Origin of the sequence: Glycomyces terrestris (genome assembly GCF_003933745.1) — a bacterium.
GTDB lineage: Bacteria > Actinomycetota > Actinomycetes > Mycobacteriales > Micromonosporaceae > Glycomyces > Glycomyces terrestris.
In genome coordinates this window covers 77,161-99,694 of the sequence record NZ_RSEB01000006.1, presented here as the reverse complement: position 1 = coordinate 99,694, position 22,534 = coordinate 77,161, and the positions used below count along the sequence as shown (strand labels likewise).

19 protein-coding genes are annotated in these 22,534 nt (G+C 73.1%); 7 read left to right on the top strand and 12 right to left on the bottom strand.

Features of this window, described 5'->3' with window-relative positions; all coding sequences use genetic code 11:
• Nucleotides 1–3 precede the first annotated feature (3 nt).
• Nucleotides 4–1,686, bottom strand: coding sequence for an ABC transporter substrate-binding protein (locus EIW28_RS20550; protein WP_125249592.1), 1,683 nt, complete (start codon nucleotides 1,684–1,686; stop codon nucleotides 4–6).
• 536 nt (nucleotides 1,687–2,222) lie between these two features.
• Between EIW28_RS20550 and EIW28_RS20545 the strand changes: the two genes are divergently transcribed.
• Complete coding sequence (locus EIW28_RS20545; RefSeq protein WP_125249591.1) at nucleotides 2,223–3,641, top strand: MFS transporter; 1,419 nt, start codon at nucleotides 2,223–2,225, stop codon at nucleotides 3,639–3,641.
• Nucleotides 3,642–3,647: 6 nt separating this feature from the next.
• Here the strand turns inward: EIW28_RS20545 and EIW28_RS20540 are convergent, their stop codons facing one another.
• Nucleotides 3,648–4,625 (bottom strand): SDR family NAD(P)-dependent oxidoreductase, encoded by a 978-nt coding sequence (locus EIW28_RS20540; protein ID WP_125249590.1) that lies wholly within the window; start codon nucleotides 4,623–4,625, stop codon nucleotides 3,648–3,650.
• 105 nt (nucleotides 4,626–4,730) lie between these two features.
• Here EIW28_RS20540 and EIW28_RS20535 point away from each other — a divergent pair, with 105 nt between their 5' ends.
• Nucleotides 4,731–5,345: a TetR/AcrR family transcriptional regulator gene (locus EIW28_RS20535; RefSeq protein WP_125249589.1), complete on the top strand. Its 615-nt coding sequence runs from the start codon at nucleotides 4,731–4,733 to the stop codon at nucleotides 5,343–5,345.
• 247 nt (nucleotides 5,346–5,592) lie between these two features.
• Here the strand turns inward: EIW28_RS20535 and EIW28_RS25495 are convergent, their stop codons facing one another.
• Both EIW28_RS25495 and EIW28_RS20525 read right to left on the bottom strand, forming a co-directional pair.
• Nucleotides 5,593–6,597, bottom strand: a complete 1,005-nt coding sequence (locus EIW28_RS25495; protein ID WP_125249588.1) for a HEAT repeat domain-containing protein — start codon at nucleotides 6,595–6,597, stop codon at nucleotides 5,593–5,595.
• A complete protein-coding gene (locus tag EIW28_RS20525) occupies nucleotides 6,584–7,258 on the bottom strand; it encodes a HEAT repeat domain-containing protein (protein ID WP_125249587.1) in 675 nt (224 codons plus the stop codon). Before EIW28_RS20525 ends, EIW28_RS25495 begins: the two co-directional genes overlap by 14 nt.
• A 182-nt stretch (nucleotides 7,259–7,440) precedes the next feature.
• Between EIW28_RS20525 and EIW28_RS20520 the strand changes: the two genes are divergently transcribed.
• A complete protein-coding gene (locus tag EIW28_RS20520) occupies nucleotides 7,441–8,943 on the top strand; it encodes an Hsp70 family protein (RefSeq protein ID WP_125249586.1) in 1,503 nt (500 codons plus the stop codon).
• 1 nt (nucleotide 8,944) lies between these two features.
• Here the strand turns inward: EIW28_RS20520 and EIW28_RS20515 are convergent, their stop codons facing one another.
• On the bottom strand, nucleotides 8,945–9,676 hold the full coding sequence (locus EIW28_RS20515; RefSeq protein ID WP_197717400.1) for an arginase family protein: 732 nt from the start codon (nucleotides 9,674–9,676) through the stop codon (nucleotides 8,945–8,947).
• Nucleotides 9,677–10,098: 422 nt separating this feature from the next.
• On the opposite strand from EIW28_RS20515, the gene EIW28_RS20510 reads away from it, so the two are divergent.
• Nucleotides 10,099–11,001 carry a 2-hydroxyacid dehydrogenase gene (locus tag EIW28_RS20510; protein WP_125249585.1) on the top strand — a complete coding sequence of 301 codons (903 nt, stop codon included), beginning with the start codon at nucleotides 10,099–10,101 and terminating at the stop codon, nucleotides 10,999–11,001.
• A gap of 47 nt (nucleotides 11,002–11,048) precedes the next feature.
• Here the strand turns inward: EIW28_RS20510 and EIW28_RS20505 are convergent, their stop codons facing one another.
• Nucleotides 11,049–11,909: a serine hydrolase gene (locus tag EIW28_RS20505; protein ID WP_125249584.1), complete on the bottom strand. Its 861-nt coding sequence runs from the start codon at nucleotides 11,907–11,909 to the stop codon at nucleotides 11,049–11,051.
• A 161-nt stretch (nucleotides 11,910–12,070) separates the two neighbouring features.
• Between EIW28_RS20505 and EIW28_RS20500 the strand changes: the two genes are divergently transcribed.
• Complete coding sequence (locus tag EIW28_RS20500) at nucleotides 12,071–12,475, top strand: hypothetical protein (protein ID WP_125249583.1); 405 nt, start codon at nucleotides 12,071–12,073, stop codon at nucleotides 12,473–12,475.
• A gap of 202 nt (nucleotides 12,476–12,677) precedes the next feature.
• On the opposite strand, the gene EIW28_RS20495 is transcribed toward EIW28_RS20500, so the two are convergent.
• Nucleotides 12,678–13,574, bottom strand: a complete 897-nt coding sequence (locus EIW28_RS20495) for a LysR family transcriptional regulator (RefSeq protein WP_125249582.1) — start codon at nucleotides 13,572–13,574, stop codon at nucleotides 12,678–12,680.
• 713 nt (nucleotides 13,575–14,287) lie between these two features.
• Between EIW28_RS20495 and EIW28_RS20490 the strand changes: the two genes are divergently transcribed.
• Together EIW28_RS20490 and EIW28_RS20485 are read left to right on the top strand one after the other, a co-directional pair.
• A complete protein-coding gene (locus EIW28_RS20490; protein WP_197717399.1) occupies nucleotides 14,288–14,632 on the top strand; it encodes a hypothetical protein in 345 nt (114 codons plus the stop codon).
• Nucleotides 14,625–16,196, top strand: coding sequence for a multicopper oxidase family protein (locus EIW28_RS20485; protein WP_125249580.1), 1,572 nt, complete (start codon nucleotides 14,625–14,627; stop codon nucleotides 16,194–16,196). The genes EIW28_RS20490 and EIW28_RS20485 overlap by 8 nt, the downstream gene beginning before the upstream one ends.
• Nucleotides 16,197–16,655: 459 nt before the next feature.
• Here EIW28_RS20485 and EIW28_RS20480 read toward each other — a convergent pair whose 3' ends face one another.
• The 5 genes from EIW28_RS20480 to EIW28_RS20460 form a co-directional block, all read right to left on the bottom strand.
• Nucleotides 16,656–17,930, bottom strand: coding sequence for an MFS transporter (locus EIW28_RS20480; protein WP_197717398.1), 1,275 nt, complete (start codon nucleotides 17,928–17,930; stop codon nucleotides 16,656–16,658).
• The gene (locus EIW28_RS20475) at nucleotides 17,930–18,742 is read right to left on the bottom strand and encodes a transporter substrate-binding domain-containing protein (protein ID WP_125249579.1); all 813 of its coding nucleotides are present in this window, start codon (nucleotides 18,740–18,742) and stop codon (nucleotides 17,930–17,932) included. Before EIW28_RS20475 ends, EIW28_RS20480 begins: the two co-directional genes overlap by 1 nt.
• On the bottom strand, nucleotides 18,739–20,133 hold the full coding sequence (locus EIW28_RS20470) for a hypothetical protein (RefSeq protein WP_125249578.1): 1,395 nt from the start codon (nucleotides 20,131–20,133) through the stop codon (nucleotides 18,739–18,741). The genes EIW28_RS20475 and EIW28_RS20470 overlap by 4 nt, the downstream gene beginning before the upstream one ends.
• A gap of 226 nt (nucleotides 20,134–20,359) precedes the next feature.
• The gene (locus EIW28_RS20465; RefSeq protein ID WP_125249577.1) at nucleotides 20,360–21,247 is read right to left on the bottom strand and encodes an FHA domain-containing protein; all 888 of its coding nucleotides are present in this window, start codon (nucleotides 21,245–21,247) and stop codon (nucleotides 20,360–20,362) included.
• Complete coding sequence (locus tag EIW28_RS20460) at nucleotides 21,244–22,524, bottom strand: VWA domain-containing protein (RefSeq protein ID WP_158630482.1); 1,281 nt, start codon at nucleotides 22,522–22,524, stop codon at nucleotides 21,244–21,246. The genes EIW28_RS20465 and EIW28_RS20460 overlap by 4 nt, the downstream gene beginning before the upstream one ends.
• Between the last annotated feature and the right edge of the window lie 10 nt (nucleotides 22,525–22,534).

Here is a 22,534-nt window from a genome sequence, read left to right as displayed (position 1 = left end):
GTGTCAGCCCGCGGACGGGTCCTTGAGCCCGATGATCGTCAGGTCGGTCATGCTGGTGTTCGGGATGTAGTTCGCGACGTTCTCGCCGGGCAGGAACACGCCCTTCTCCCACAGCAGCGGGGCCATCGGCGCGAGCGCCATGACCTCCTCGTCGAACTCGCCCCACTCGACGTTCGCGGCGTCGAGGTCGGTCATGGCCTTGATCTCGTCGATGCGGGCGTTGATGCCCGGGTCGTCGATCTGGGCGAGGTTGTTGTTGCCCTTGTCGGTGATGAGGCGGCCGTCGACCAGCGGCGGGACCATCGTGGACGCGCTGGAGGCCCAGTCGGGGCACCAGCCGGTGATGGCCGCGTCGGACTGCTGCGAGGGCGTGCCGATCGTCTCGTAGTACGTGGAGGTGTCGATGACGTTCAGCTCGACCTCGACGTTGATCTTCGCGAGCGCCTGCTGGATGGACTCGGCCTGCGCCTGCATGGTCGGCTGCGAGCGGATGTCGAGGGTGAACGAGAAGCCGTCCTGGAGGCCGACGGACGCGAGGAGCTCCAGGGCCTTCTCGGGGTCGCCGGCGTTGCCTTCGCTCGGGTAGAGGTCGAAGTCCTTGTGGCCGTTGACGGACGGCGGGGTGATGGTGGTGGCGGGGTCGGCGAGCTGGCTGCCGCCGGAGGCCGTCTGGAGGGAGGCGCGGTCGATGGCGTAGTTCATCGCCTGCCGCACCTCGACCTTGTCGAACGGGGCCTTGGTGGTGTTCATGCCCATGTAGGTGGTGCAGTAGGCGTCGGCGGTCTCGACCCGCTCGGCCAGGTCGGGCGCTTGGAGCCGGGCCAGGGTGGCGGGCTGGACGCGCCCGGAGATCGCGTTGGCGTCGGCGCCCTGGCCGGCCATGAGGCGCTCGTCGATGGTGGCGCCGTCGAGGCCGATCTCGAACTCCCACGCGTCGGGGTAGGCCTTGCGCACGTCGTCGGTGTCGGGGTCCCAGTGCTCGTTGCGCACCAGCTTGATGAGGCTGCCGGGCGTGTAGGTCTCGAGCGTGTAGGGGCCGGAGGCGATGATGTCGTTGATGAACTCGTCGCCGGCGCCGGAGCCGACCGGGAAGGGCACCGCGTTCGGCTGCGCGAGCACGGAGTCGAACTCGGGGAAGGGCGCGATGAGGTGGAAGACGATGGTCTTCTCGTCGGGCGTCTCGATCCCGGGGTGGTCGCCGGACTGGTAGGGGCCGGCGTAGTCGGCGGGGGCCTCGATCGTGTTGCGCAGCCACGGGGAGCCGATGCCGATCTCCGGGTCCCAGGCGCGCGAGATGCCGAATTCGAGTTCGGCGGAGGTGATGGGGTCGCCGTTGTCGAACTTCAGGCCGTCCTTGAGGGTGTAGGTCCAGGTGAGACCGTCCTCTGAGGCGGTGCCGAGGCTCTCGGCCAGGTCGGGGACGATCGCGTTCGGGTCCTCGGCGTCGCCGGCGGCCTGCATGGTGAGGCCGCGGTAGACGAGGCGGTAGAAGGCGTTGACGCCGCCGTCCCAGCCCCGGGCCGGGTCGAGGTAGGAGAAGTCGGCGTTCTGGAGCATGCGCATGGTCCCGCCGGAGACCGGGTCGTCGCCGGCCGCGCCGCCGGCGTCGTTCTGGCCGTTGCAGCCGGTGAGGAGCAGCGCCGCGGCGACGAGGACCGCCGGTGCGCGCGTGAGCTTCTTCAGCATGGGGGATTTCCTTTTCGGTTGTTCGCGCCGATCGACCGCTCCGCGGGCCCGGGGGCGGGCCGCCGTGGGAGCCGTCTGGCCGACGCTCGGGGCGCCGGTTCGCAGTAACATATCACATATCACATATCACTGAATCGGCCTCGACCTCGGCACCGAACCGGCAGCGTACGGTGGAAGAGTGGCGGCGGGCCGGATCCCAGGCGACCAAGGTTCGGCATGCAGCGGCGGGCTTCGGGGCGGCGACCCAGCGGCCCTTCCCGCAGCGAGCGATGGCGAGGCGGGGCGGCCACCCAGCGGCCCCTCCGCCGGAGCGGCGGCCAAGGACGGCAAGCGATAGCGAGCAGCCGCGGCGGGCTGCGGAGCAGCCGGCGGGCGGCCAGCTCTCCGGGCGGCGGTCAGCGGCGGCGAGCGGGGACGCAGTGGCGGCGACCCGGCGGCCCTTCCCCGGCGGCGACCGATGAATTCGGGGGCCGGGCCCGGTCTTAGCTGGAGAACGCGGTTCCACCGAGAACCGGACCTGCCGAAAGGACCCTGAGATGAGCGAGGCGCCGACCTCAACGCAGTCCCCCGCCCCGGAGCCGCGGGCCGTGCCCGAGCACGGGTTCCGGACGTTCCTGCACGTGCTTGTGAACACCGCGGTCGCCAACGTCACCACGAGCTTCCTGTGGTTCGCGCTGACGTTCTGGATCTACGTCGAGACGCGCAACGTGATCGCCACCGGCGTGATCGGCGCGTCCTACATGCTGTTCCTGGCGCTGTTCGGGATGTTCTTCGGGACGCTGGTCGACCGGTTCCGCAAGAAGGCCGTGATGCTGTGGGCCACGGTCGCCGCGCTCGGGGTCTTCGTGCTCGACGCCCTGTTCTTCTTCGCGGTCGGCCAGGACGCCGTCAAAGACCTCGGCGCGCCGTGGTTCTGGATCTTCGCCGTGGTGATGCTCGCCGGCGCGGTGGTCGAGCAACTGCGCGGCATCGCGCTGTCGACCACGGTCACCCTCCTCGTCCCCCAAGAGCGCCATGCGAACGCGAACGGCATGGTCGGTGCCGTCCAGGGCGTGGCCATGCTCGTGACGAGCGTCCTCAGCGGCCTGTCCGTCGGATTCCTCGGCATGGGCTGGACCCTCGTCATCGGCATCGCCGCGCTCGCGCTGACCCTCGTCCACCTGGCGCCGCTGGCGATCCCCGAGGAGCGCGAGGAGCGGACCGGGCCGGTCGAGGCGTGGGTCGACGTGCGCGGCGGCTGGCTGGCCGTGCGGGCCGTCCCCGGGCTGCTGGCGCTGGTGCTGTTCACGTCGCTGAACAACCTGTTCGGCGGGGTCGCCATGGCGGTCATGGACCCGTACGGGATCGACATGTTCGGCGTGCAGGGCTGGGGCTTCTGGTTCGCGGTGGCCTCCACCGGTTTCATCGCCGGCGGCGCGGTCGTCGCGAAGAAGGGCGTCGGCAAGAACCCGATCCGCACCATCCTGATCGTGGTCGTCGTCCTCGGCGCGGCCGGCGCGGTCTCCACGCTCCGCGAATGGGCCTGGCTCTACATCGCCGGCGTGTGGCTGTTCATGGCGCTCATCCCCGCCGCCGAGGCCGCCGAGCAGACCGTGATCCAGCGCGTGGTGCCGTTCGAGAAGCAGGGCCGCGTGTTCGGCTTCGCGATGACCTTCGAGGCCGCAGCCGCGCCGATCACGGCGCTGTTCATCGCGCCGCTGGCCGAGCTGCTGGTCATCCCCTACATGCGCACCGACGCCGGGCAGCGGCAGTGGGAGTGGCTGCTGGGCACCGGCGACAGCCGCGGCATCGCGCTGCTGCTCCTCCTCGGCGGGGTCTTCACGGCGGCGCTGGCCGTGGTCGCGATGCTCGCCCCGCAGTACCGGCAGCTGAGCGAGCGCTACCGCGCCGCGAGCGCCGAGACCGCGCAGCCGGAGGCGGACGGCGCCGAGACCCGCGAGCGGGTCCCGGCGTGACGGAGGTCAGGCCCGGTCGAGCTGGGCGCTGATCATCGCTTCGAGTGCTTGCCGCCCTTGGGTTCCGAGGGCGGCGCCGAGCGAGGCGGCGAGACGGTCGAAGGGGTCCTGCCACGGCAGGGCCCCGAGCCGCGCCGCCAGGTCCGCCTGGGTCCAGTCGGCGCCGTCCCGCTCGATCCCCTCGCCGAGCTCCCAGCCGCGCAGCGCGGTGATCGCCCCGCCCCGCACGGACAGGACCTGCCCGGTGAGCGTGCAGTGTGGACCGACCAGGTAGGACACGAGCGGGGCGACGACGGCCGGGTCCTTCGCGTCGGGGCCGTCGGCGGGCGGGGCGTCGTCCATGCCGGGGACGCCGAGGGTGAGGCGGGTGCGGATCATCGAGGGGACGACGCAGTTGACGCGCGCGCCCAGGCGGCCCAGTTCGAGGGCGTGCACGGTGGTCATGGCGGCGACGGCGGCGTTGGCCGCGGCGTAGTTCGACTGGGTCGGCAGCGGGTTGTAGAGCCCGGAGCCGGAGGCGGTGTTCACGATCGCGCGGTCGGTCCGGTCGCCGGCGTCGTGGCGGCGGCGCCAGTGGACGGCGGCCCAGTGACTGACCGCGAAGGCGCCCTTGAGCTTCACGGCCACGACGCCGTCGAACTCGGCCTCGGTGAGGCGTTCGAGTCCCTTGTTGACCTCCGTGGCGGCGTTGTTGACGACGGCGTGGAGGTCGCCGAACTCGGCGACGGCCAGCGCGACCATGCGCTCGGCGGCGGCCCAGTCGGTGACGCTGCCGGTGTCGGCGACGGCGCGGCCGCCGCGGTCGCGGATCTCCGCGGCGACGGCTTCGGCCACGCGCGCGTCGCCGCCGTCGCCGTCGATGTCCACGCCGGGGTCGTTGACGACCACGTTCGCGCCGAGGGAGGCGAGGTGGAGGGCTTCGGCGCGGCCGATGCCCCGGCCGGCGCCGGTGACGAGGACCGTGCGGCCCTGGAGGTCGTTCATCGCTGGTCTCCTGTCTTGTCGTTGGAGGTGAAACGAGGATAACAATGCACTTGGTAAATAAGTATACCGGGTGCATTGATATCCAGGCTGCACTATGCTGACCGGGTGCCGGAGGAGACGGGGCGCCGCGAGCGCAAGAAACAGCAGACCAGGCGGACCTTGATCGAGACGGCCGCGCGGCTGTTCGCCGAGCGCGGTTACGAGGCGACCGGCGTGGCCGACATCGCCGAGGCGGCCGACGTCAGCAAGCGGACGTTCTTCCTGCACTTCCCGACCAAGGAGGACGTGCTCATCAGCGACGGCCGGGCCCGGCTCGACCTGGCGCTGCGGGTGATCGAGGAGCGCGAGCCGGGGGCGCCGCTGCGGGAGGTCCTCGCCAGGTCGCTGACGGCGATGATCGACGACACGGCGGCCCGCGACCTCCCGAGCGGGATGGCGGCGCTGCGCGCCCGCCTGATCGCCGACTCCCCCACGGTGCAGGCGCGGATCCTGCACGCGGCGTTCAACGCGCAGGCGCGCATCGCGGAGGCGCTGCGCGAGGCGTACCCAGAGGTGCTCGACCGCACGACGGCGCCGAGCATCGTGGGCGCGGTGGTGGGCGCCGTGAGCGCGGCAGCCATCGCAAGTCTCCAGGACGGCGACTCGGCGGCCGAGACGACCGCGGCGATGCGCCGCGCGGCCGTAGTCGGCCTGTCGGCACTGGACGCGCTGGAAGAGTGACCCGACCCGGTCGGCGACACGGGGGCCATCGCCGCACGGGCGGCACTCGACTCACACGCCGGGCGGGCCAAGCAGGTCCGCGACGGCCATCGCCGCACGGGCGACGCACGGAGGATCGAGCAGGAGCGCGAGGGCCATCGCCCTGAAGGCGACGCTCGGCTCACGCACCGGGCGGGTCAAGCAAGTCCGCCAGGGCCATCGCTCTACACGCGACGCGACGACCCTCGCCCTACAGGCCACGCTCGGCTCACGCGCCCGGCGGATTGAGCAGATCCGCAAGGGCCCTCGCCGTACGGGCGACGGTCGGGTCGGGGTCGTTCGCTGCCTGGCGGAGGAGTCGTGCGGCGAGGGCGGGTGGGAGTTCGGCGAGGGCCTGGACGAGGCGCATTCGGACCTCGACCTTCGCGTCGGACGATTCGAGCCCGCCGGTCAGAGCCTCCTCAATGCGTTGGGCCTGAACGGGATCGGCGGCCAGCGCGCCGAGCACTTCGGCGGCCTCCACGTCGTTCGCGCCTTCGACGACCATGCGCACGAGGACGGGCACCGCTCCGGGTTCGCCGCGGGAGCCGAGGGTGAGGGCGGCGTGTCTGCTGACGGCGGCGTCGGGGTCGGTGAGGGCGCCGGTGAGCGCCGCGGTGGCGTCGTCGCCGGGGATCTCGGCGAGGGCGAGCACGGCGCGGCGGCGGACGGCGACGTCGGTGGAGGCGAGGCCGGGGGCGAGGCTCGCGGCGGCGTCGTGGTCGGAGCGGGCGAGGGCCCAGCGCAGGGCGCCGGCGACGTTGAGGTCGGATTCGGCGAGGACCGCCTCGGCCAGCGTCGGTCCGGGGACTTCGGCGGCGGGGGCGAGGACGGCCTGCTGGCGGCGGGCGGCGTCGGGCGAGGCGAGGCCGTGGAGGAGTTCGACGATGCGCAGCACGTCCTCCCAGCCGGTCGGGTCGGTGGCGTCGACGGCCTTGAGGCGCTTGAGGAGTTCGCGTTCGCGGTCGAGGCGGCGCTCGGCGGCGGCGATGAGGTCGCCGATGAGCGCGGCGGGCGCGAACTCGGGGTCGTCGAGGACGCGGCCGATCTGGCGCAGCGACAGCCCCAGGGTGCGCAGGCTCTCGACGTGGAAGATCCGGCGGATGTCCTCGTCGGAGTATTCGCGGTAGCCCCCGACGGTGCGGCCGGTGGGCCGCACCAGTCCGAGGGTGTCGTAGTGCCTGAGCATCCTGGTGCTGACGCCGGAGCGGCGCGCGACCTCACCGATGAGCATCGGGTTCCTTCCCGCCGAGGGCGAAGGCGCGCTTGGCGGCGTCGATGTGGAGCTCGAACGCGGCGTCAGGGTCGCGCAGGAGCCGTTCGGTGGCGGCCGCGTGGGCGGCGACGAGCGGGTCGCCGCTGCCCATGGCGTCGCGGATCGCGGGTTCGGCGGCTTCGCCGAGGGCGACGAGCACGCGGCTGAGGCTGGCCTTCACGTCGCGGTCGCCGCGGCCGAACTGGGCGGCCAGTTCGGCGGCGAGGGCGCGTTCCTGCCCGTCGGGGACGAGGGCGGCGGCGGCGCGCCAGGCGGCGCGGGCGACCTCGTCGTTCGGGTCGCGCAGGAGGTCGCGCGTGACGGCGGGCCAGGCGGCCGGGTCCCCGATCTTGGACAGGGTGTGCAGGGCCTGGCTGCGGGCCTGGTCGTGCGGTGAGGCGAGCTGGTCGAGCAGCTTCGGCACCGTGGTCTCGGCGGGGAAGCGGGTGAGCGCCCAGGTGAGCATGTCGCGCACGTAGAAGTCGGGCTCGGTCGCGCACCGGGCGATGAGTTCGTCGACGACGCCCGGTTCGGGGTCGGTCCCGGCCGCGAGGGCGGCCTTGAGCCGCGTGGACGACTTCGGGGCGCGCAGCGCCGCGGTGAGAGCGGTGAGCTGCGGGTCCGTGTGTGCCGTGGTCATGTGAAGCACCTCCGGGACCAAGGAAACACCTTGTCACTGTGTCAATGTCAAGGCTTCGCCGAAACGGGTCTTTTCGGGCGGGTGTGGCGGGAGTGGCGGGCGGGCCGGATGCGGCCGGATCTTCGGCGTCGGATTCTCAGATTCCTTGAACCGCTTCGTATTCACGCCATAGACTCGCGGTCATGCATCCCTCCCCGCGAGCGGTCGCCGTCGGCGTCGACCTCGGCTCCGCGACCACGACCGTGTCCACCCGTCGTGAAGGCGGCCCATCCGAGCCCCGGGAAGTGAGCCAGGGGCCGACTGATCTCGTCCACGATGGAAACAGACCGGTGTCGGCGGACTCGTCCGCGGTCATCGGTCTCGCCGTTCCCGCCACGTGGAGTCCGACGCGGCGGCGCGCGCACGCCGAGGCGGCGGCGAACGCCGGGTTCGACGCCGCGTTCCTGGTGTCCGAGCCGGAGGCGGCGGCCCGGCACTACGCGGCCCTGCAAGGGTGCGGGCTCGAAGCCGGTGCGCCGCTGGTGGTCTGCAACATCGGGGCCGCCTCCTGCCATGTGGCCGTGGTGCGTCGCGAGGGCGAGCGGTACCAGGTGGAGTCGGCGAAGACCGACGACGACATCGGCGGGCGCGCCTTCGACCGGCTGCTGCTCGACCACCTCGCCGAGCGGCTGCGGCGCACCGACCCGGAATACCTTGCGCGGGTGCAGAACCCGGCCGAGACCGCGCTGCGGGCGGGCGTGCTCGACGAGGTGCGGCGGGCGCGCGAGCGCCTGTCCGACCATCCGTCGGCGACCGTGGGGCTCCCCGGGCTCGACCGGGAGCTGCGGCTGACGCGCGAGGACGCCGACCAGTGCCTGACCCCGGCGGCGCTGCGCACGGTCAGCCTCATCGAGGACGCCATGCGCGACTCGGGGATCGAGGCCGCGCATATCGCGGCGCTGCTCCTGGTGGGCGGGGCGAGCCGGACGCCGCTCATCGTCGCCGCCGTGGGGCACCACTTCGGGGTCGTCCCGGTGCTGCCCGACTTGCCGGAGCTGGTGATCGCCGAGGGCGCGGCGCTGGCGGGCCTCGCGCGGCTCGACACCGGCGAGGCGGCCGAGGACGCGTCCGCGCCGCTGGTCCCCCGGATGCGGCCGAGTCCCGAAGTGCTCGTGACGATGATGGTCGTGGTCCTCGCGGTGCTGTCGTTCGCCGGCGTCGCGCTGCTCAACCGGGACGAGCCGGACGTGCGGGACGTCGACGCCGCGGCCGAGACCCCGACCCTGCCCGGCGGGGCCGGCGCGTCGGAGGTGGCGGAGGCGACTTCCGAAGCGGCCGAACCGGACGCGAGCGACGAGCCCGCCGTCGCGGGCTCGGCCGAGCCCGCCGAGGAGTCGAGCGAGGCGGCCTCGCCGTCGCCCGAGGCGTCGGCCACCCCGGCGGGCGACGTGCCGACGCACTCGGCGACGCCGGTGGCGACGACCGCGGCCGTCCCCGACGTGGTCGGCGAGTCGCTCGCAGACGCGAAGGCGATGCTGGCGGAGGCCGGGTTCACGAACGTGTCGGTCTCGGGCATCCCGCGCGAGCAGGGGTCGGGGCCGAAGAACTGCGACGTGACCGCCCAGTCGCCCGACGGCGGCTCGCAGCAGAGCGAGGACGCGCCGATCACGCTCTCGTACGTCTACACGGGCAACGACACCTGCTGACTCAGCCGGCGCAGGCGCGCACGAGCGCGGGGACGAGGCGGCGCAGCATCGCCTCGTCGGCGGGGTCGGCGGGGGCGTACTCGGTGATGCCGATCCCGGCGATCTCGTGCGCGGCCGCGAGCGCGGCGACGGCGTCGAGGAGCTCCTGCTCGCCGAGGCCGCCGGGCTCGGGGTAGCAGACCGAGGCGATGCCGTCGAGGACGTCGAGGTCGACGTGGACGTACACGACCGCGTCGGCGGGCACGGTCTCCGGTCCGCCGATGCCGTGGCGGGCGATGTGCTCGGCTTCGCCGGGGTCGATCGAGCGGGCGCCGGCGAGCGCGACCTGCGCGGGGCGCAGCGCGGGCGCGGCGGTGAGGCCCGCGGGGCCTTCGCCTTGCAGCGCACGGAGGATCATGCCGTGGAACGCGCCGGAGGGCGAGGTCTCAGGGGTGTTCATGTCGGGGTGGGCGTCGAACCAGACGACGGCGAGGCGGTCGCCGTGGCGTTCGAGGGCGGCCTGGACCGGGGCGAGTTCGATCCCGCAGTCGCCGCCGACGACGCAGGTGAAGTCGTCCGCGGGCAGGGCGTCGCGCACGGCCGCGGCCGTGTCGGCGAGGGTCGCGCCGGGTTCGACGCGGAGGCGGCGGTCGGCGGGGACCATCGCGGCGAGGCGAGTGGCGCCTTCGGCGAGCCGGCGCGCCTCGGGCGACCCGGACCCGCGCCATTCCGGCACTTCGACGACCGTGACCACTGCGTTCCCCTTCCGCCCGTTCGGGTCCAGGCTACCGAACGGGCCGGCGGCCGCGGGCGGTCAGCTCCAGGGCGACGGCACGGACCGAACCGCCCGGCGGCCGCGGGCAATCAGCTCCCGGCGGACGGCACGGACGTGACCGCCCCTCGGACTTACCCGTCGGCCGCGGGGCGAGCACTTCGCGGGGCCAGGCCACCGAACGGGCCGGTGACTGCGGGCGGCCAGCTCCAGGGAGGCGGCGCCGACGTGACCGGCCCTCGGGCCTACCGGTCGACCGGGGCGAGCGCTTCGCGGGCCCAGTCCATCGAACCGGCCGGCGACCGCGGGCGGTCAGCTCCAGCGCGGCGGCACGAACGTGACCAGCCCTCGGACTTACCGGTCGGCCGGGTGGGCGGGTGCTTCGCAGGTTCTAGGATGGCCGCATGAAGGTCTGGATCCCCCATGAGGACGGGCTCGCCCACCTCGGTCCCCTGCCCGACGGCGTCGACGTCGAGATCTACGAGGGCGGCGCGTACCCGTCGGACCCCGCGGGCGTCGAGCTGCTGGTCCCGCCCGGCGGGGTGCCGCCTGAGCGGGTGTTCGCGGAGCTGCCGGGGCTGCGGGCGGTGCAGCTGCTCAGCGCCGGCGCCGAGCAGTGGGTGCCGCACGTGCCCGAGGGGATCGCCTTGTGCGACAACAAGGGCGCGCACACCGAAGCGACCGCCGAGTGGATCCAGACGGCGACCCTCGCCTCGATCCGGCGGTTCGACGCGTTCGCGCGGCGCCAGTCGGCCCGCGAGTGGGCGCCGGCGCGCACGACCACGCTGACCGGGGCGACCGCGCTCATCGTCGGCGCCGGGTCGATCGGCGAGTCCGTGGCCCGCCGGTTCGCGGCGAGCCGCACTGAGGTCCTCAAGATCGCCCGCACCGCGCGGCCCGGCGTGCACACCCTCGACGACCTGCCCGACCTGCTGCCGAAGGCCGACGTCGTGGTGATCATCGTGCCGCTGACGCCGGAGACGGAACGACTGGTGGACGCGGCGTTCCTGGCCCGCATGAAGGACGGCGCGCTCCTGGTCAACGCCGCCCGCGGGCGCGTGGTCGACACCGAGGCGCTCACCCGGGAGGTCGCCGCCGGGCGCCTGCGGTGCGCGCTCGACGTGACCGAGCCCGAGCCGCTCCCGGCCGACCATGAGCTGTGGGGCCTGGAGGGCGCGCTCATCACCCCGCACGTCGGCGGCGCCGTCGAGGGCTTCATCGAGCGGGTCTATCCGCTGGTGGGCGACCAGATCCGCCGCCTCGACGCGGGCGAGCCGCTGGCGAACACCACCGAGCACGGGTACTGAAGCGCGGCGCAGACACCCTCCTCTATGGAGAGTACCTGCGCCCCGTCCTACGCCTGGTCGACCACCTCGCGCGCGATGCGGGCGACCTCCTCGACCACGGGGATGCCCTCGGTGTCGTTCACCGCGCCGGAGCTGAGGACGACGAGGTCGACCGGGTCGGGGCCGTCGCCGCCGATGACGCCCATGGAGTTGACGACCCAGAGGCCGCCCAGCTGCGACTCGACGTCCCAGCCGTTCTTGAGCCACACGGTCTCGTCGTCCGCGGCGGCCGCGGAGACCCCCCACGCCTGCGACGGCACGATCGTGCCCATGAGCTGCCGCGAGAGCGCCAGCTGCTCGTCGTCGAGGAGGCCCTCGTACAGCGCGAGCCTCGTGATGATCATCTGGTCGGGGGCGCTGGACCAGCCGACGCCCCAGCGGCCCTGCGCGTCCGGCGTCGTGTTCTGGAGGCCGTAGCGCGCGTGGGCGGCCACGAGGGCGTTGACGCCGCCGAGGAAGTTGTAGAGCGTCGTCGTGGAGGCGTTGTGCGACTCGCGGATCATGCGGTCGAGCAGGGCCCGGTGGTCGGCCGGGATGGCCGCGACGGTGCCGTAGTGCTCGAACAGCATCAGCATGATCTCGACCTTGACGATCGAGGCGGTGATGTGCCGCTGCGCGGTGTTGTACTCCAGGCGCGTGCCGCAGCGCTCGATGACGACCGAGGGCGAGATCTGCGTGCCGGTCGAGGCCAGGTACTCGTCGAGGCGGTCCTTCAGCTGCGCTTCGAGGTCGGCGCGGAGCGCGTCCGCGGCGGAGGTCTCGGCGGCGGCGTTCGAGGCGAGGCCCGCCCCGAGGACGGCGGCGGAGGCGCCGACGCCGAGTCGCAGGAGGCCGCGGCGGGAGGCGGGGAGACGGAGTTCGTTGTCCATGGCGGGCAGCGTAGAGAACCGGACAAGTCCCGGTCAATGGCGCGATCCCTGTTGCAGGCGAACAATACTGTCGTACATCCCATAGCGCCATGAAGCAACCCGGTCCGGGCCTCGGGGCGTCCAGGGGGCGAACGCAACCTCGCACCCGAATGGAGTCAGCCATGCGCAGACGAGCACTCGCCCTCGCGGCCGCCGCGGCCGTCACGATCGGCGTCACCGGATTCGCCGCCAGCGCCGCCGCGGACACCCACGTCACCGACGCCCCCAAGGTCGCCAACACCTGGGGACCCGGCGGCGAGCTGCACTACGACGTCGAGCCGACGAACCTGGTCCTCTCGGAGTACACCACCGGCCTCGGCATCGAGTGGACCTCCTGGGGTCCCGACCAGGCCGTGGGCACCGGTGACCTGCACGGGGTCTGGATCGACGGCGGCGTCTACGAGGACGTCACGATCACGCTGTACAACGTGGAGAACGGCTACTTCACCGAGTTCCAGGTGACCGGCGACTTCCCGCAGCCCGAGCACCCCGAGGACCTCATCCACGGCTACTTCCCTGTCGTGTAGAGGCTCAGTTGTGTAGGAGCTCAGTCGTGTAGGAGCCCAGTCGTGTAGGGGCTCGGCCGCACAGGAACTCGGTCGCCAAGGGGCTCAGTTCGTTTCAAGGCCCGCATGAAGGGGGCCCGACCGGTCGCCGGTCGGGCCCCTTCCGCTTGCGGCTCAGACCGCTTGCGGCAGGCGGGTTCCGGAGCGAGGGTCGCGGGGCAGGCTACAAGGCGACGGTGGTGGCGGCGTCGTTCCAGGGCCATTCCGCGATCTGGGCGCGCATGAGGCGGGCCGCGGCGGGGAGGCGGTCGGCGCCGGTCCAGTGGAGGCTGAGGGTGCGGTTGCAGTGGGGGTGGTCGATGGCGGTCCAGGCGACGTCGGGGGCGGGGCGGGAGTCGCGGGCGATGGCGGGGAAGAGGCAGAGGCCGAGTCCGGCGCTGACGAGGGCGTAGGTCGCGGCGGGTTCGTCGGTCTCGCAGACGATCCGGGGTTCGAGGTTGCGGTCGGCGAAGAGCCATTCGAGGAGGCGGCGCTGCCACTGGCCGGCCCGGGTGGTCACGAAGGGCTCGCCGGCGAGGTCCTCGATTCGCACGCGTTCGGAGGCGGCGAGGCGGTGCCCGGGCGGGGTGGCGAGCCAGACCTGCTCGACGTGGACCACCGCGGACTCGGTGCCGGGCGCGTTGACCGGCTGCGAGGCGAGGGCGAGGTCGACCTCCTGGGCGAGGAGCGCCTGCTCCATCTCGGCCGGGGTCATCTGGTGGAGGTGGACCTCGACGTCGGGATGGGCGGCCTTGAAGGCGAGGAGCGGCCCGGTGAGCTGGAGGAACGTCTCGGAGGCGAGACGCACGGCACCGGGGCCGCCGTCGAGGGACTCGGCGACGGCGCGGCGGCCGGCCTCGAGTTCGCCCAGGGCGCGTTCGACGTGGTCGCGGAAGAGCCTGCCGGTGTCGTTGAGCCGCAAGCGACCGGCGCGTTCGAAGAGCGGGGCGCCGAGCTCGGCTTCGAGGCGGGCGATGCTGCGGCTGAGCGAGGGCTGGGCGACGCGGAGTTCGGCGGCGGCGCCGCTGAGGTGCTCCAGGCGGGCGACGGCCAGGAACTGGCGCAGCGTGTTCAGGTCCACGGGTCCTCCATGACGCGAGTGTTATAGCAGCATAGCGATATTGGTCTTTGGTGACTTAACCGATCGGTCATAACCTTGCCGGCATGCTAAGAGATCTCACGAACTTCGGCCGCACGGCGGCGGCGCCACGAGTGGCGGCGACGGAATCGGATGCGGCGGGGAGCGCAGCACCTGCACCCCACGCGGCGGAGCACGGCGCGGCGGAGCATGGCGCGTCGTCGCGGGCCGGGTCGGAGGGGGTGGCAGAGGTGCGACCCGGGTCGGAAACGGCGGCAATGACGCCGCCGGTCGGCGGCACCGCGGCCACATCGCCTCGGCCAGCCTCCATGGCGCGGACCGAGTCCGAGGAGGCGGCAGGGGTGCGACCAGAGTTGGAAGCCGCGGCGATGACGCCGCCGACCGGCGGCACCCCGGCGACCTCGCCCCGAGCGGCCTCCTTGGCGCGGGCCGGGTCGGATGAAGCGGCAGGGGCGCAACCCGGGCTGGAAGCCGCGGCGATGACACTCCCGAACGGCGGCACCGCGGCCACATCGCCGCCGACCGGCGGCACCGCAGCGGCATCGCCCCAGCCGACCTCCTTGCGGAGGCCGGCCTCCTCCCGGTCTGCCGCACCCGGATCGGCAGCGGCGCAGCCAGGGACGCAACCTGATTCCACTGGGGAGCGAACCGCCGTCAGCGGCTGGGTGCTGCGTGCGGCGGCGAGCGCGCATCTGGTGGCCGGGTTCCTTCAGCCGGTGTTCGCCGGGGTGTACCTCAGCGGGGACTACGACGGCCTCGCGTGGCACGTCACCGGCGCGAACCTGGTGTCCTACATCGGGATCATTCAGCTCGGGGCCGCGGTCGCGGTGTGGGTGCGGGTGCGGCGGGCGTGGCCGTTCTGGACCTCGCTGGCCCTGGTGCTGGGCGCCACGGCGCAATACTTCGCGGGCGACGTCGGGGCGCTGTGGCTCCACTTCCCGCTGGGCGTGGCCCTCATCGCGGGCATCGCGGCCGTGTTCGCCGCCGTCTGGCGGCGGCCGCTGCCGCGCCGGTTCAAGGCGGTGCGGGCGCATGGGTGAGCTGCGCACGTCGCGACGGCGGCTGCTGGGGATCGGGGCGGGCCTCGGCGCGGTGGCCGCGGGCGGTCTGGCGCTGTCGGCCGCCTGGGCCCGCCGCCCGGCCGTGACCGGTGAGGAGCTGCGAAGCGAAGCCGAACTACCGCAAGCGTTCTCGCTGCCGCTGCCGATCCCGCCGGTGCTCGCGCCGGTCGAGTCGGGCGCGGGCGGCGACCGGTACGAGATGGTGCAGCGCGAGGTCGAGGCGGAGATCCTGCCCGGGTACGCGACGCGGCTGTGGACGTACGAGGGCTCGTTCCCGGGCCCCACCATCGAGGCGCGGCGCGGCCGGCCCGTGACCGTGCTGCACCGCAACGAGCTCACCGTTCCCACGGTCGTCCACCTCCACGGCGGGCGCACCCCGGCCGCCTCCGACGGCTACCCGACCGACCTCGTCCTCCCCCAGGGCTGGACCGGCCACCACGCCCACTCCATGCCCGACGACCGCGCGGTCGTCACCGACGTGCAGCGCGAGTACGGGTTCCCGCTCGACCAGCGCGCGGCCATGCTCTGGTACCACGACCACCGCATGGACTTCACCGGTCCGGCGATCTGGCGCGGCCTCGCCGGGCTCCACTTCGTGCGCGACGAGGTCGAGGACGCCCTCGACCTCCCCCGCAGCGACCGCGAGCTGCCGCTGATGATCGCCGACCGCGCCTTCGACGCCGAGGGCCAGCTCGCGTACCCCTCCCTCGACCCGACCCTGACGGGCGAGCACGGCGTGGAGGAGCCGTTCCTAGCCGGGGTCATGGGCGACGTGGTGCTCGTGAACGGCGCGCCGTGGCCGATCCACGAGGTCGACACCGGGCTGTACCGGCTGCGAATCCTCAACGCCTCCAATGCGAGGCATTACGAGCTGGAGGCCGTCGCCGAGGACGGCCGCACCGTGCCGCTGGTCCAGATCGGCTCGGACCAGGGCCTCTTGGCCGCACCGGTCCGCCACGAGCGCCTGCCGCTCGCCCCGGCCGAGCGGTACGACGTGCTCATCGACTTCGCCGGCCTCCCAGTCGGTTCCACGGTCCGCTTGGCGAACCGGCTCGGATCGGGCGGCACCGCCGAGGTGATGGCCTTCCGCATCGCGCGCGAGGGCGCGAGCGCGCCGATCCCCGAGACGCTGGCGGACGACCTGCCCGAGTGGGATCGCTCGGAGGCCGCGGTGGTGCGCGACCTGGCGTTTCGCGCCGGGCGCATGGAGGACGGGCGGCATGGCTGGGTGGTCGACGGCCTCCCGTTCGACCCGGCCCGCACCGATGTCACGGCCCGCTTCGGCGAGGTCGAGGTCTGGCGGCTCATCGCCGACGTGCACCACCCGGTGCACCTGCACCTGGTCGGCTTCCGGGTCCTCTCGCGCGGCGGCCGGACCCCGCTCCCCCACGACGCGGGGTTGAAGGACACCGTGTCGCTGCGCCCGGGCGAGGCGGTCGAGATCATCACCCGCTTCGACGGCTATCGCGGCCGCTTCCTCTTCCATTGCCACAACGCCGAACACGAGGACATGGGGATGATGGCGAACCTTGAGATCGTTTGAGGCGCTGCGGATGCGGGTGCACTGGTCACCGGGAGGATTTCGCTCGGCGACTTCAGAAGGGGCCCTGCGGTGTTCGCGCTCTTCCATGTGGGCGTGGGGTCGGGCGGGCATCCGCTCGGGCCGGCCGAGTACCGGATCGAGTGCAACGACGGCGCGGGGCCGCGCCGAGATCTGCCGGTTCTTCGACGAGCCTGACCGGTGCCGGAGTGGTTCGGCGCGTGGAGCGGCGACGAGTGGTGCGGCTGGATCCTGCGGCGCGCCCATGAGCTGATCGCGCACCCCGAGAACAGCTGAGCCCGGTGCGGCGCAGCCGGCCGCTGCCCACGAGGTGTGACCCCTGGTCCCCCGGCAGCGGCAGTCCCAGGCCGCCGCACCCGCACCGCGCGACGCCGCCGTTCAGGCGGGTCCGCGCGGGGAGCGGCCGGTCGATCCCTGGTGGAAGATCGACCGGCCGCTCCGTCATCTCGGGACCGGAGCGGGCGCCATCGCGATCCCCAGGAGCGTGACCCCTAGGGCCGCACTCGTGTAGAGGGCGATGGCGCCGGTCCCGAAGCTGCCGAAGAGTCCGATCGCGATGAGCGGCGCGAGGGCGCCGCCCGGGATGCCCGCGACCTGGTAGCCGAGGGAGGTCCCGGAGTAGCGGACCCGGGTCTCGAAGCGCTCGGCGATGAAGGCCGCCTGCGGGGCGTACATGGCGGCGTGGGCGATGAGGGCGACGATCACGGCCACGGCGATGTACGCGGTCGAGCCGGTGTCGAGGAGCGGGAAGAAGAGCCAGGCCCAGGCCGCGGCGGCGACCGCTCCGGCGACCATGATGCCCTTGCGGCCCATGCGGTCCGAGAGGCGGCCGAACCACGGGATGAGCAGCAGCTGCACGGCCGAGCCGGCGAGGACCGCGCCGAGGCCGACGTCCTGGCCGACGCCGGCGACCTCCGTCAGGTAGGTGATGAGGTAGAGCGTGAAGACGTAGAAGGCCACGTCGACGCCGATGCGGGTGCAGAACGCCGCGGCGAGTGCCCGCTTGTGGGTGCGGAAGACCTCGCCGAGCGGGTTCGCGGGCACCGCCTGGATCGAGGCGAACAGGGGCGACTCGGCGACGTTGCTCCGAATCCACAGTCCCACCAGGGAGAGCAGTGCGGAGACGAGGAAGGCCAGGCGCCAGCCCCAGGTCAGGAAGGACTCGTCGCTGAGGATCAGGTTCGTGCCGGCGAGCACGCCCGCGGCGAGGAGGTTCCCGGCCGGGACGCCGAACTGGACCCAGGCGGCGGCCGCGCCCCAGCGGTCGCGGCGGTCGTGCTCGATCGAGAGCAGGACCGCGCCGCCCCACTCGCCGCCGAGGCTGAGTCCCTGGAGCACCCGGAGGAGCACGAGGATGATGGGCGCGGCCAGGCCGATGCTGTTGTAGGTGGGCAGGATGCCGATGAGGAAGGTCGACATGCCCATGAGCAGCAGGGAGACGGCGAGGACGTTGCGGCGGCCGACGCGGTCGCCGAGGTGTCCGAAGAGGATGCCGCCGATCGGCCTGGCGGCGAAGCCGACGCCGTAGGTCGCGAACGCGAGGAGCGTGCCCGCGGCCGGGGAGGCCGAGGGGAAGAACAAGGGCCCGAACACGAGTGCGGCGGCGGTGCCGTACAGGAAGAAGTCGTACCACTCCAGTGAGGTGCCGACCGCGCAGGCGGCGATGACAGCGCGGGGCGAGCGGCGGGCGGCCGGGGGCGCGGTGAGGGCGGCCATCATTCGCATCCTTCGTACTGGGGGATCGGGATCGAGGAGAGGTCCATCCCGGCGGGCGCGAACCACTGCTGCATGAGCAGTTCGGCGGTGCCGTCGGCGTACATCGCGGTGATCGCGCGGTTGATCGCCTCGCAGCCGGCGGTGTCGCCCGGCTGCATGCCGATGCCGAGGCGCTCCTCGGAGTAGCCCGCGCCGACGAGGCGGGCCGCGCCGTTCGACTGCCAGGCGAGGCCGGCGAGGATGCGGTCGTCGGTGGCGATGACGTCGACCCGGCCGTCGATGAGCATCTCCAGGCACTGGATGGCGTCCTCGGCGAGCACGGGCACGGAGGAGACGCCGTGTTCGAGGTTGATCCGCTCGGAGACGTTCGAGCCGCGGGTGGAGCAGAGCCGGCGTCCCGTGATGTCCGCGATCGAGGCGATCTCGGTGTCGCCGGCGCGGACCAGGAGGTCCTGGTGGGCGATGGCGTAGGGCCCGGCGAAGTCGATGTCGCGCTTGCGTTCCTGGGTGATCGAGAAGGAGGCGATGGTGAGGTCGGCGCGGTCCTCCAGGAGCACGGTCTCGCGGTCGGCGGTGAGGACCGGGACCCACTCGATCTCCTTGCCGAGGTGGTCGGCGATGTAGCGGGCGGTGTCGACGTCGTAGCCCTCGTACTCGCCGTCCTCGTTCTCCCAGCCGATGAGCGGCTGGTCGGTCTGGATCGCGATGCGGAGCACGTCGGCGTCTAGTATGGACTGGTCGTCGGCGGTGCAGCCGGCCGCGGCGAGCGGCAGGGCCAGCGCGGCGGCGAGGAGGGGCGCGGTCCGTCTCATCGGAACTCCCTGAGTCTGGGCGCGATGCCGGTGAAGGTGAAGGCCGCCAAGGAGACCATCGCGGCGGGCAGGAGGAAGCCGAAGTCGGCGATGGCCTTCTCGCCTTCGTCGATGCCGGTGCGGAAGACGGCCAGGTGCTCGTCGGCGAGGGCGTCGAGCGCGGTGTCGTAGGCGTCGTACGCCTCGCGGACGGAGGCGAGGCGTTCGGCGTCGGTGCCGACGCCGATGCGCATGGCGGCGTCGGCGTCCATGAGGGCGCGGTAGGCGTCGGCGGCGGTCCAGGTGGCGTCGCTGGCGGTGAAGCCGTCGGAGAGGAGGCCGCCGGTGGAGGGCGGGGTGGTGGAGCGCAGGCTCCAGGAGGCGGCGAGGCGTTCGCGGTACTGGTCGAGGTTGTCGGCCTCCTCGTAGTGGAGGGCCTGGGCCTTGTCGAAGAGGGTCTGCTCGTAGATGGCGGCGCGTTCGTCGTCGAGGAGGTAGCGGACCTGGTCGACGTAGAGGGCGTTGGAGACGGCGTTGGCGCGGGCGAGGGAGAGCGCGCTGTCGAAGCCGTCCACCTTGGCGGTCTCTTGGGCGGTCTGCTCGGCGTCGAGGACGGCGAGTCCGGTGCCGAGGTAGAGGAGGCAGACGGCGGTGGCGACGAGGAGGGAGGGGTTGAAGACGCGGCCGAAACCGCGGGCGAGGTGGATCTGGAGCCAGACGAGGGCGGCGAGGGCGATGAGGCCGGCGACGGCGACGATGAGGAGGCCGGCGTCGATGCGGTCCTCGGCGCGGTCGTAGGCCTCGCGGACGGTGGTGGCGTTCTCCAGGGTGAGGTTGTAGGACAAGGGGAGCAGTTGGCCGCTCATGAGGTCGCCGGCCTCGCGGTAGGCGGCGACGACCTCGGGCGGGGCCTCGCCTTGGGGGTAGGCGGCCTGCTGGGCGAGGAGGAGGGCTTCGGCGGCGAGCTGCTCGTACTCGCCGTAGCGGGCCATGACGGTCTCGATGGTGGTGCGCTGGGCGTCGTCGTCGCCGGCGAGGCGGTGGGCTTCGAGGAGGGCGGCGGCGATCTCGCCGCGGCGCTGGGCGTAGCGGGCTTCGGCGGCGCCGGCGGCGTCGGGGTCGGAGGTGCCGAGGAGCAGGAGGGTGGCGACCTGGGCGTCGGCGTCGGAGAGCGCGAAGTAGAGGTCGGTGGTGGCGACGACCTGGGGTCCGGCTTCGTGGCCGATGACGTCGAGGGCGTCGTTGGCGGCCGCGGCGGCGACGGCGAGGGCCGTGAGCATGGCGGCGAGTGCAAGGACGGCGGCGACCGCGCGGACGAGGAGCCGGGGCGGGGAGGCGGTGGGGTGGACGAGGTCGAGGCGGAGGGCGAGCGGGTCGTCCTCAAGGCGCGGGACGGTGCGGGGCAGGCTCATCGCGGGCCTCCGGTTCCCTCGCGGTGCAAGCGGAGTGCGGTGGAGTCGGAGTGCGGGAGGGTAGTGGGGTGGAGTGCGGGTGCGGCATCTTCGGGTCGCGGGGTGGTGCGGGGCAGGCTCATCGGGGAGCTTCCGATGCTGCTGCGGCTGCGCCGCAGCGCCGTGAAGGCGGTGGGGTGAGGTGCGGGTGCGGCAACTTCAAGTCGCGGCGGGGCGCAAAGGCAGCTCATCGCGGGCCTCCGGTTCCGCTGCGGCGCAGCCGCAGTGCGGTGAAGGCACCGAGGTGGATGACGGCGCCCTCGGGGACCGGCACGGAGACGTTGGCTTCGAGTCGCCGGCCGGCGAGGCGGGTGCCGTTGGCGGAGTCGAGGTCGACGATGTTCCAGGTGTCGCCCTCGCGCATGAGGACGGCGTGGAGGTGTGAGACGGCCTTGTCACCGGGCGGTTCGGAGAGGTCGATCTCGGGGCGGCCGGTGCCGTCGCTGCGGCGGCGTCCGATGCGGACGGTGTCGCCGCGGAGGGCTACGACGCGCTCGGGGCGATAGGGCGGCCAGACGGGCGTGTCGGCGTCGGGGTCGTCGGCGAGGCGGTCGTAGAACTCGCGGTCGGCGCTGATGTGGACTTCGAAGCCGGTGTCTTGCAGGGGGGTCGGCTGGGTGCGCAGCGGGGCGGCGGGCGCTGGTGCGCGATCGGGATCTGCCGTGCGGTCGGCTGGGCCGGGCGCCTGGGCGTGGGCCGGGTCGGCATCGGCGGAGCCGGGGACCGCGCTGGGTGCCTGGAGGTGGGCCGAGCCGGGACCGGTTACACCGGGAGCCCGGTCGGGATCAGCGGGGCCGGGGAGCGGGCCGGGGTCCGCGGGATAGGGACCGGGCGCGAGGCGGGTGTCGCCGCTGATCGGGGTCGCGTCGTCGGCGTCCTCGAAGTTGTAGCCGCAGCCCTGGCAGAAGCGGCCGAGGCGGCGCTCGCCGCAGGCGGGGCAGCGGGGCGCGGGCAGGATCGGGCCTGTGGCGTGCAGCGGCAGCGCGGGGTCGCCGCCGGTGAGCGGGCGCCCGCAGTCGTCGCACCACTCGGTGTCGGCGGACTCGTGGCCGCAGGTGGGGCAGGTGACGGTCACGGCTGCTCCGTTCTCTTGGTGGGGGTGCGGACGGTGCGGTCGGTGCCGACCTCGGCCTGGAACCGGTCCGCGGCGCTGACGCCCGGCTTGAGGCGGGCGGTGCCCGTGCCGGGGTCGAAGTCGACGAGCCGGTCGAGGATGCGGGCGGTGCCCTCGTTGCCGACCTCGCCGGCGAGGCGGCGGGCGGTGCCGAGGTGGCTCGTGGCCGTGGCCGGGTCGTGGGCGGCGAGCGCGGCGAGGCCGGCGGTGACGTGCTCGGCGATCCGCTCCTGCCCGGTGTAGGCGGCGACCTTGGGGTTCACCTGGCCGGTGCGGACCGGGTCGTCGGCCCAGCACATGAGGACGTTGCCGCGGGCGAGGACCTCGCGGTCGGGGCCGCGCACGACGAGCACCTGGGCGGCGCGCAGCTCCTCCCCCACCGGCCAGGCGGGGCCGCTCACTTCGAGGAGGTACTCGCGGGTCTCGGTGCCCCACGCGGACAAGGGGAACAGGGCGCCGCGGGCGTCGGCGTCGCGGCGGTGCTCGGCGAGGTCCTGGAGGGTCGGGTACACCTGCCGAAGGGAGGTGAGCGCGGCGTCCACGGGGGTCTTGACGAGGATCGCGACGTCGCCGTACGCCTTGCCCATGGCCTTGCCGCAGACCTCGGTGAAGTAGTCGGTGAGGTCGGCAAGGTCCTCGATGAAGGCGCGGGTGCCCTGGAAGCGGTCGGCGATCTGCTTGAGCTCGTCGGGGTCCCAGTCGGTGCCGATGCCCACGGCGTCGCAGGTGAACTTGCCCGCGCAGTAGTCGAGGTCGGCGGTGTAGGAGGCGGCGTCCTGGTTGACCATGCCGTCGGTGAGGAGCAGGACGTGGCCGATCGCGGCGGGGCGGGAGGCGAGGAGGTCGGCGGCGCAGCGCAGCCACACGCCGGTGTAGGTGAGGTTGCCGATCACCATCTTGTCGATCGCGGCGGCGGCGTTCTTGCGGTGCTCGGCGGTCGCGGTGGCGAGGGCGCCGCCGCCGGGGTAGACCTCCCTGGCGTCGTGGCCGCCGGCGACGATCGCGAAGCGGGCGTCCTCGCGGAGGGCGTCGAGGGCGGCCTTGGCGGCGCGCTTGGCCTCGGCGAGCTTGCTGCCGCCCATGGACGGGGAGCGGTCGATGACGATGACCTCGGCGACCTCGGCGTCCGGGGCCTGCGCGGTGGTGCACTCGACGGCGAGGACGGCGGCCATCTCGCTCGCGCCGGGAGGGAGGTACTTGTTCTGGTCGACGGTGAGGGTGAAGCCGGTGTCGGTCATCGGGGGTTCC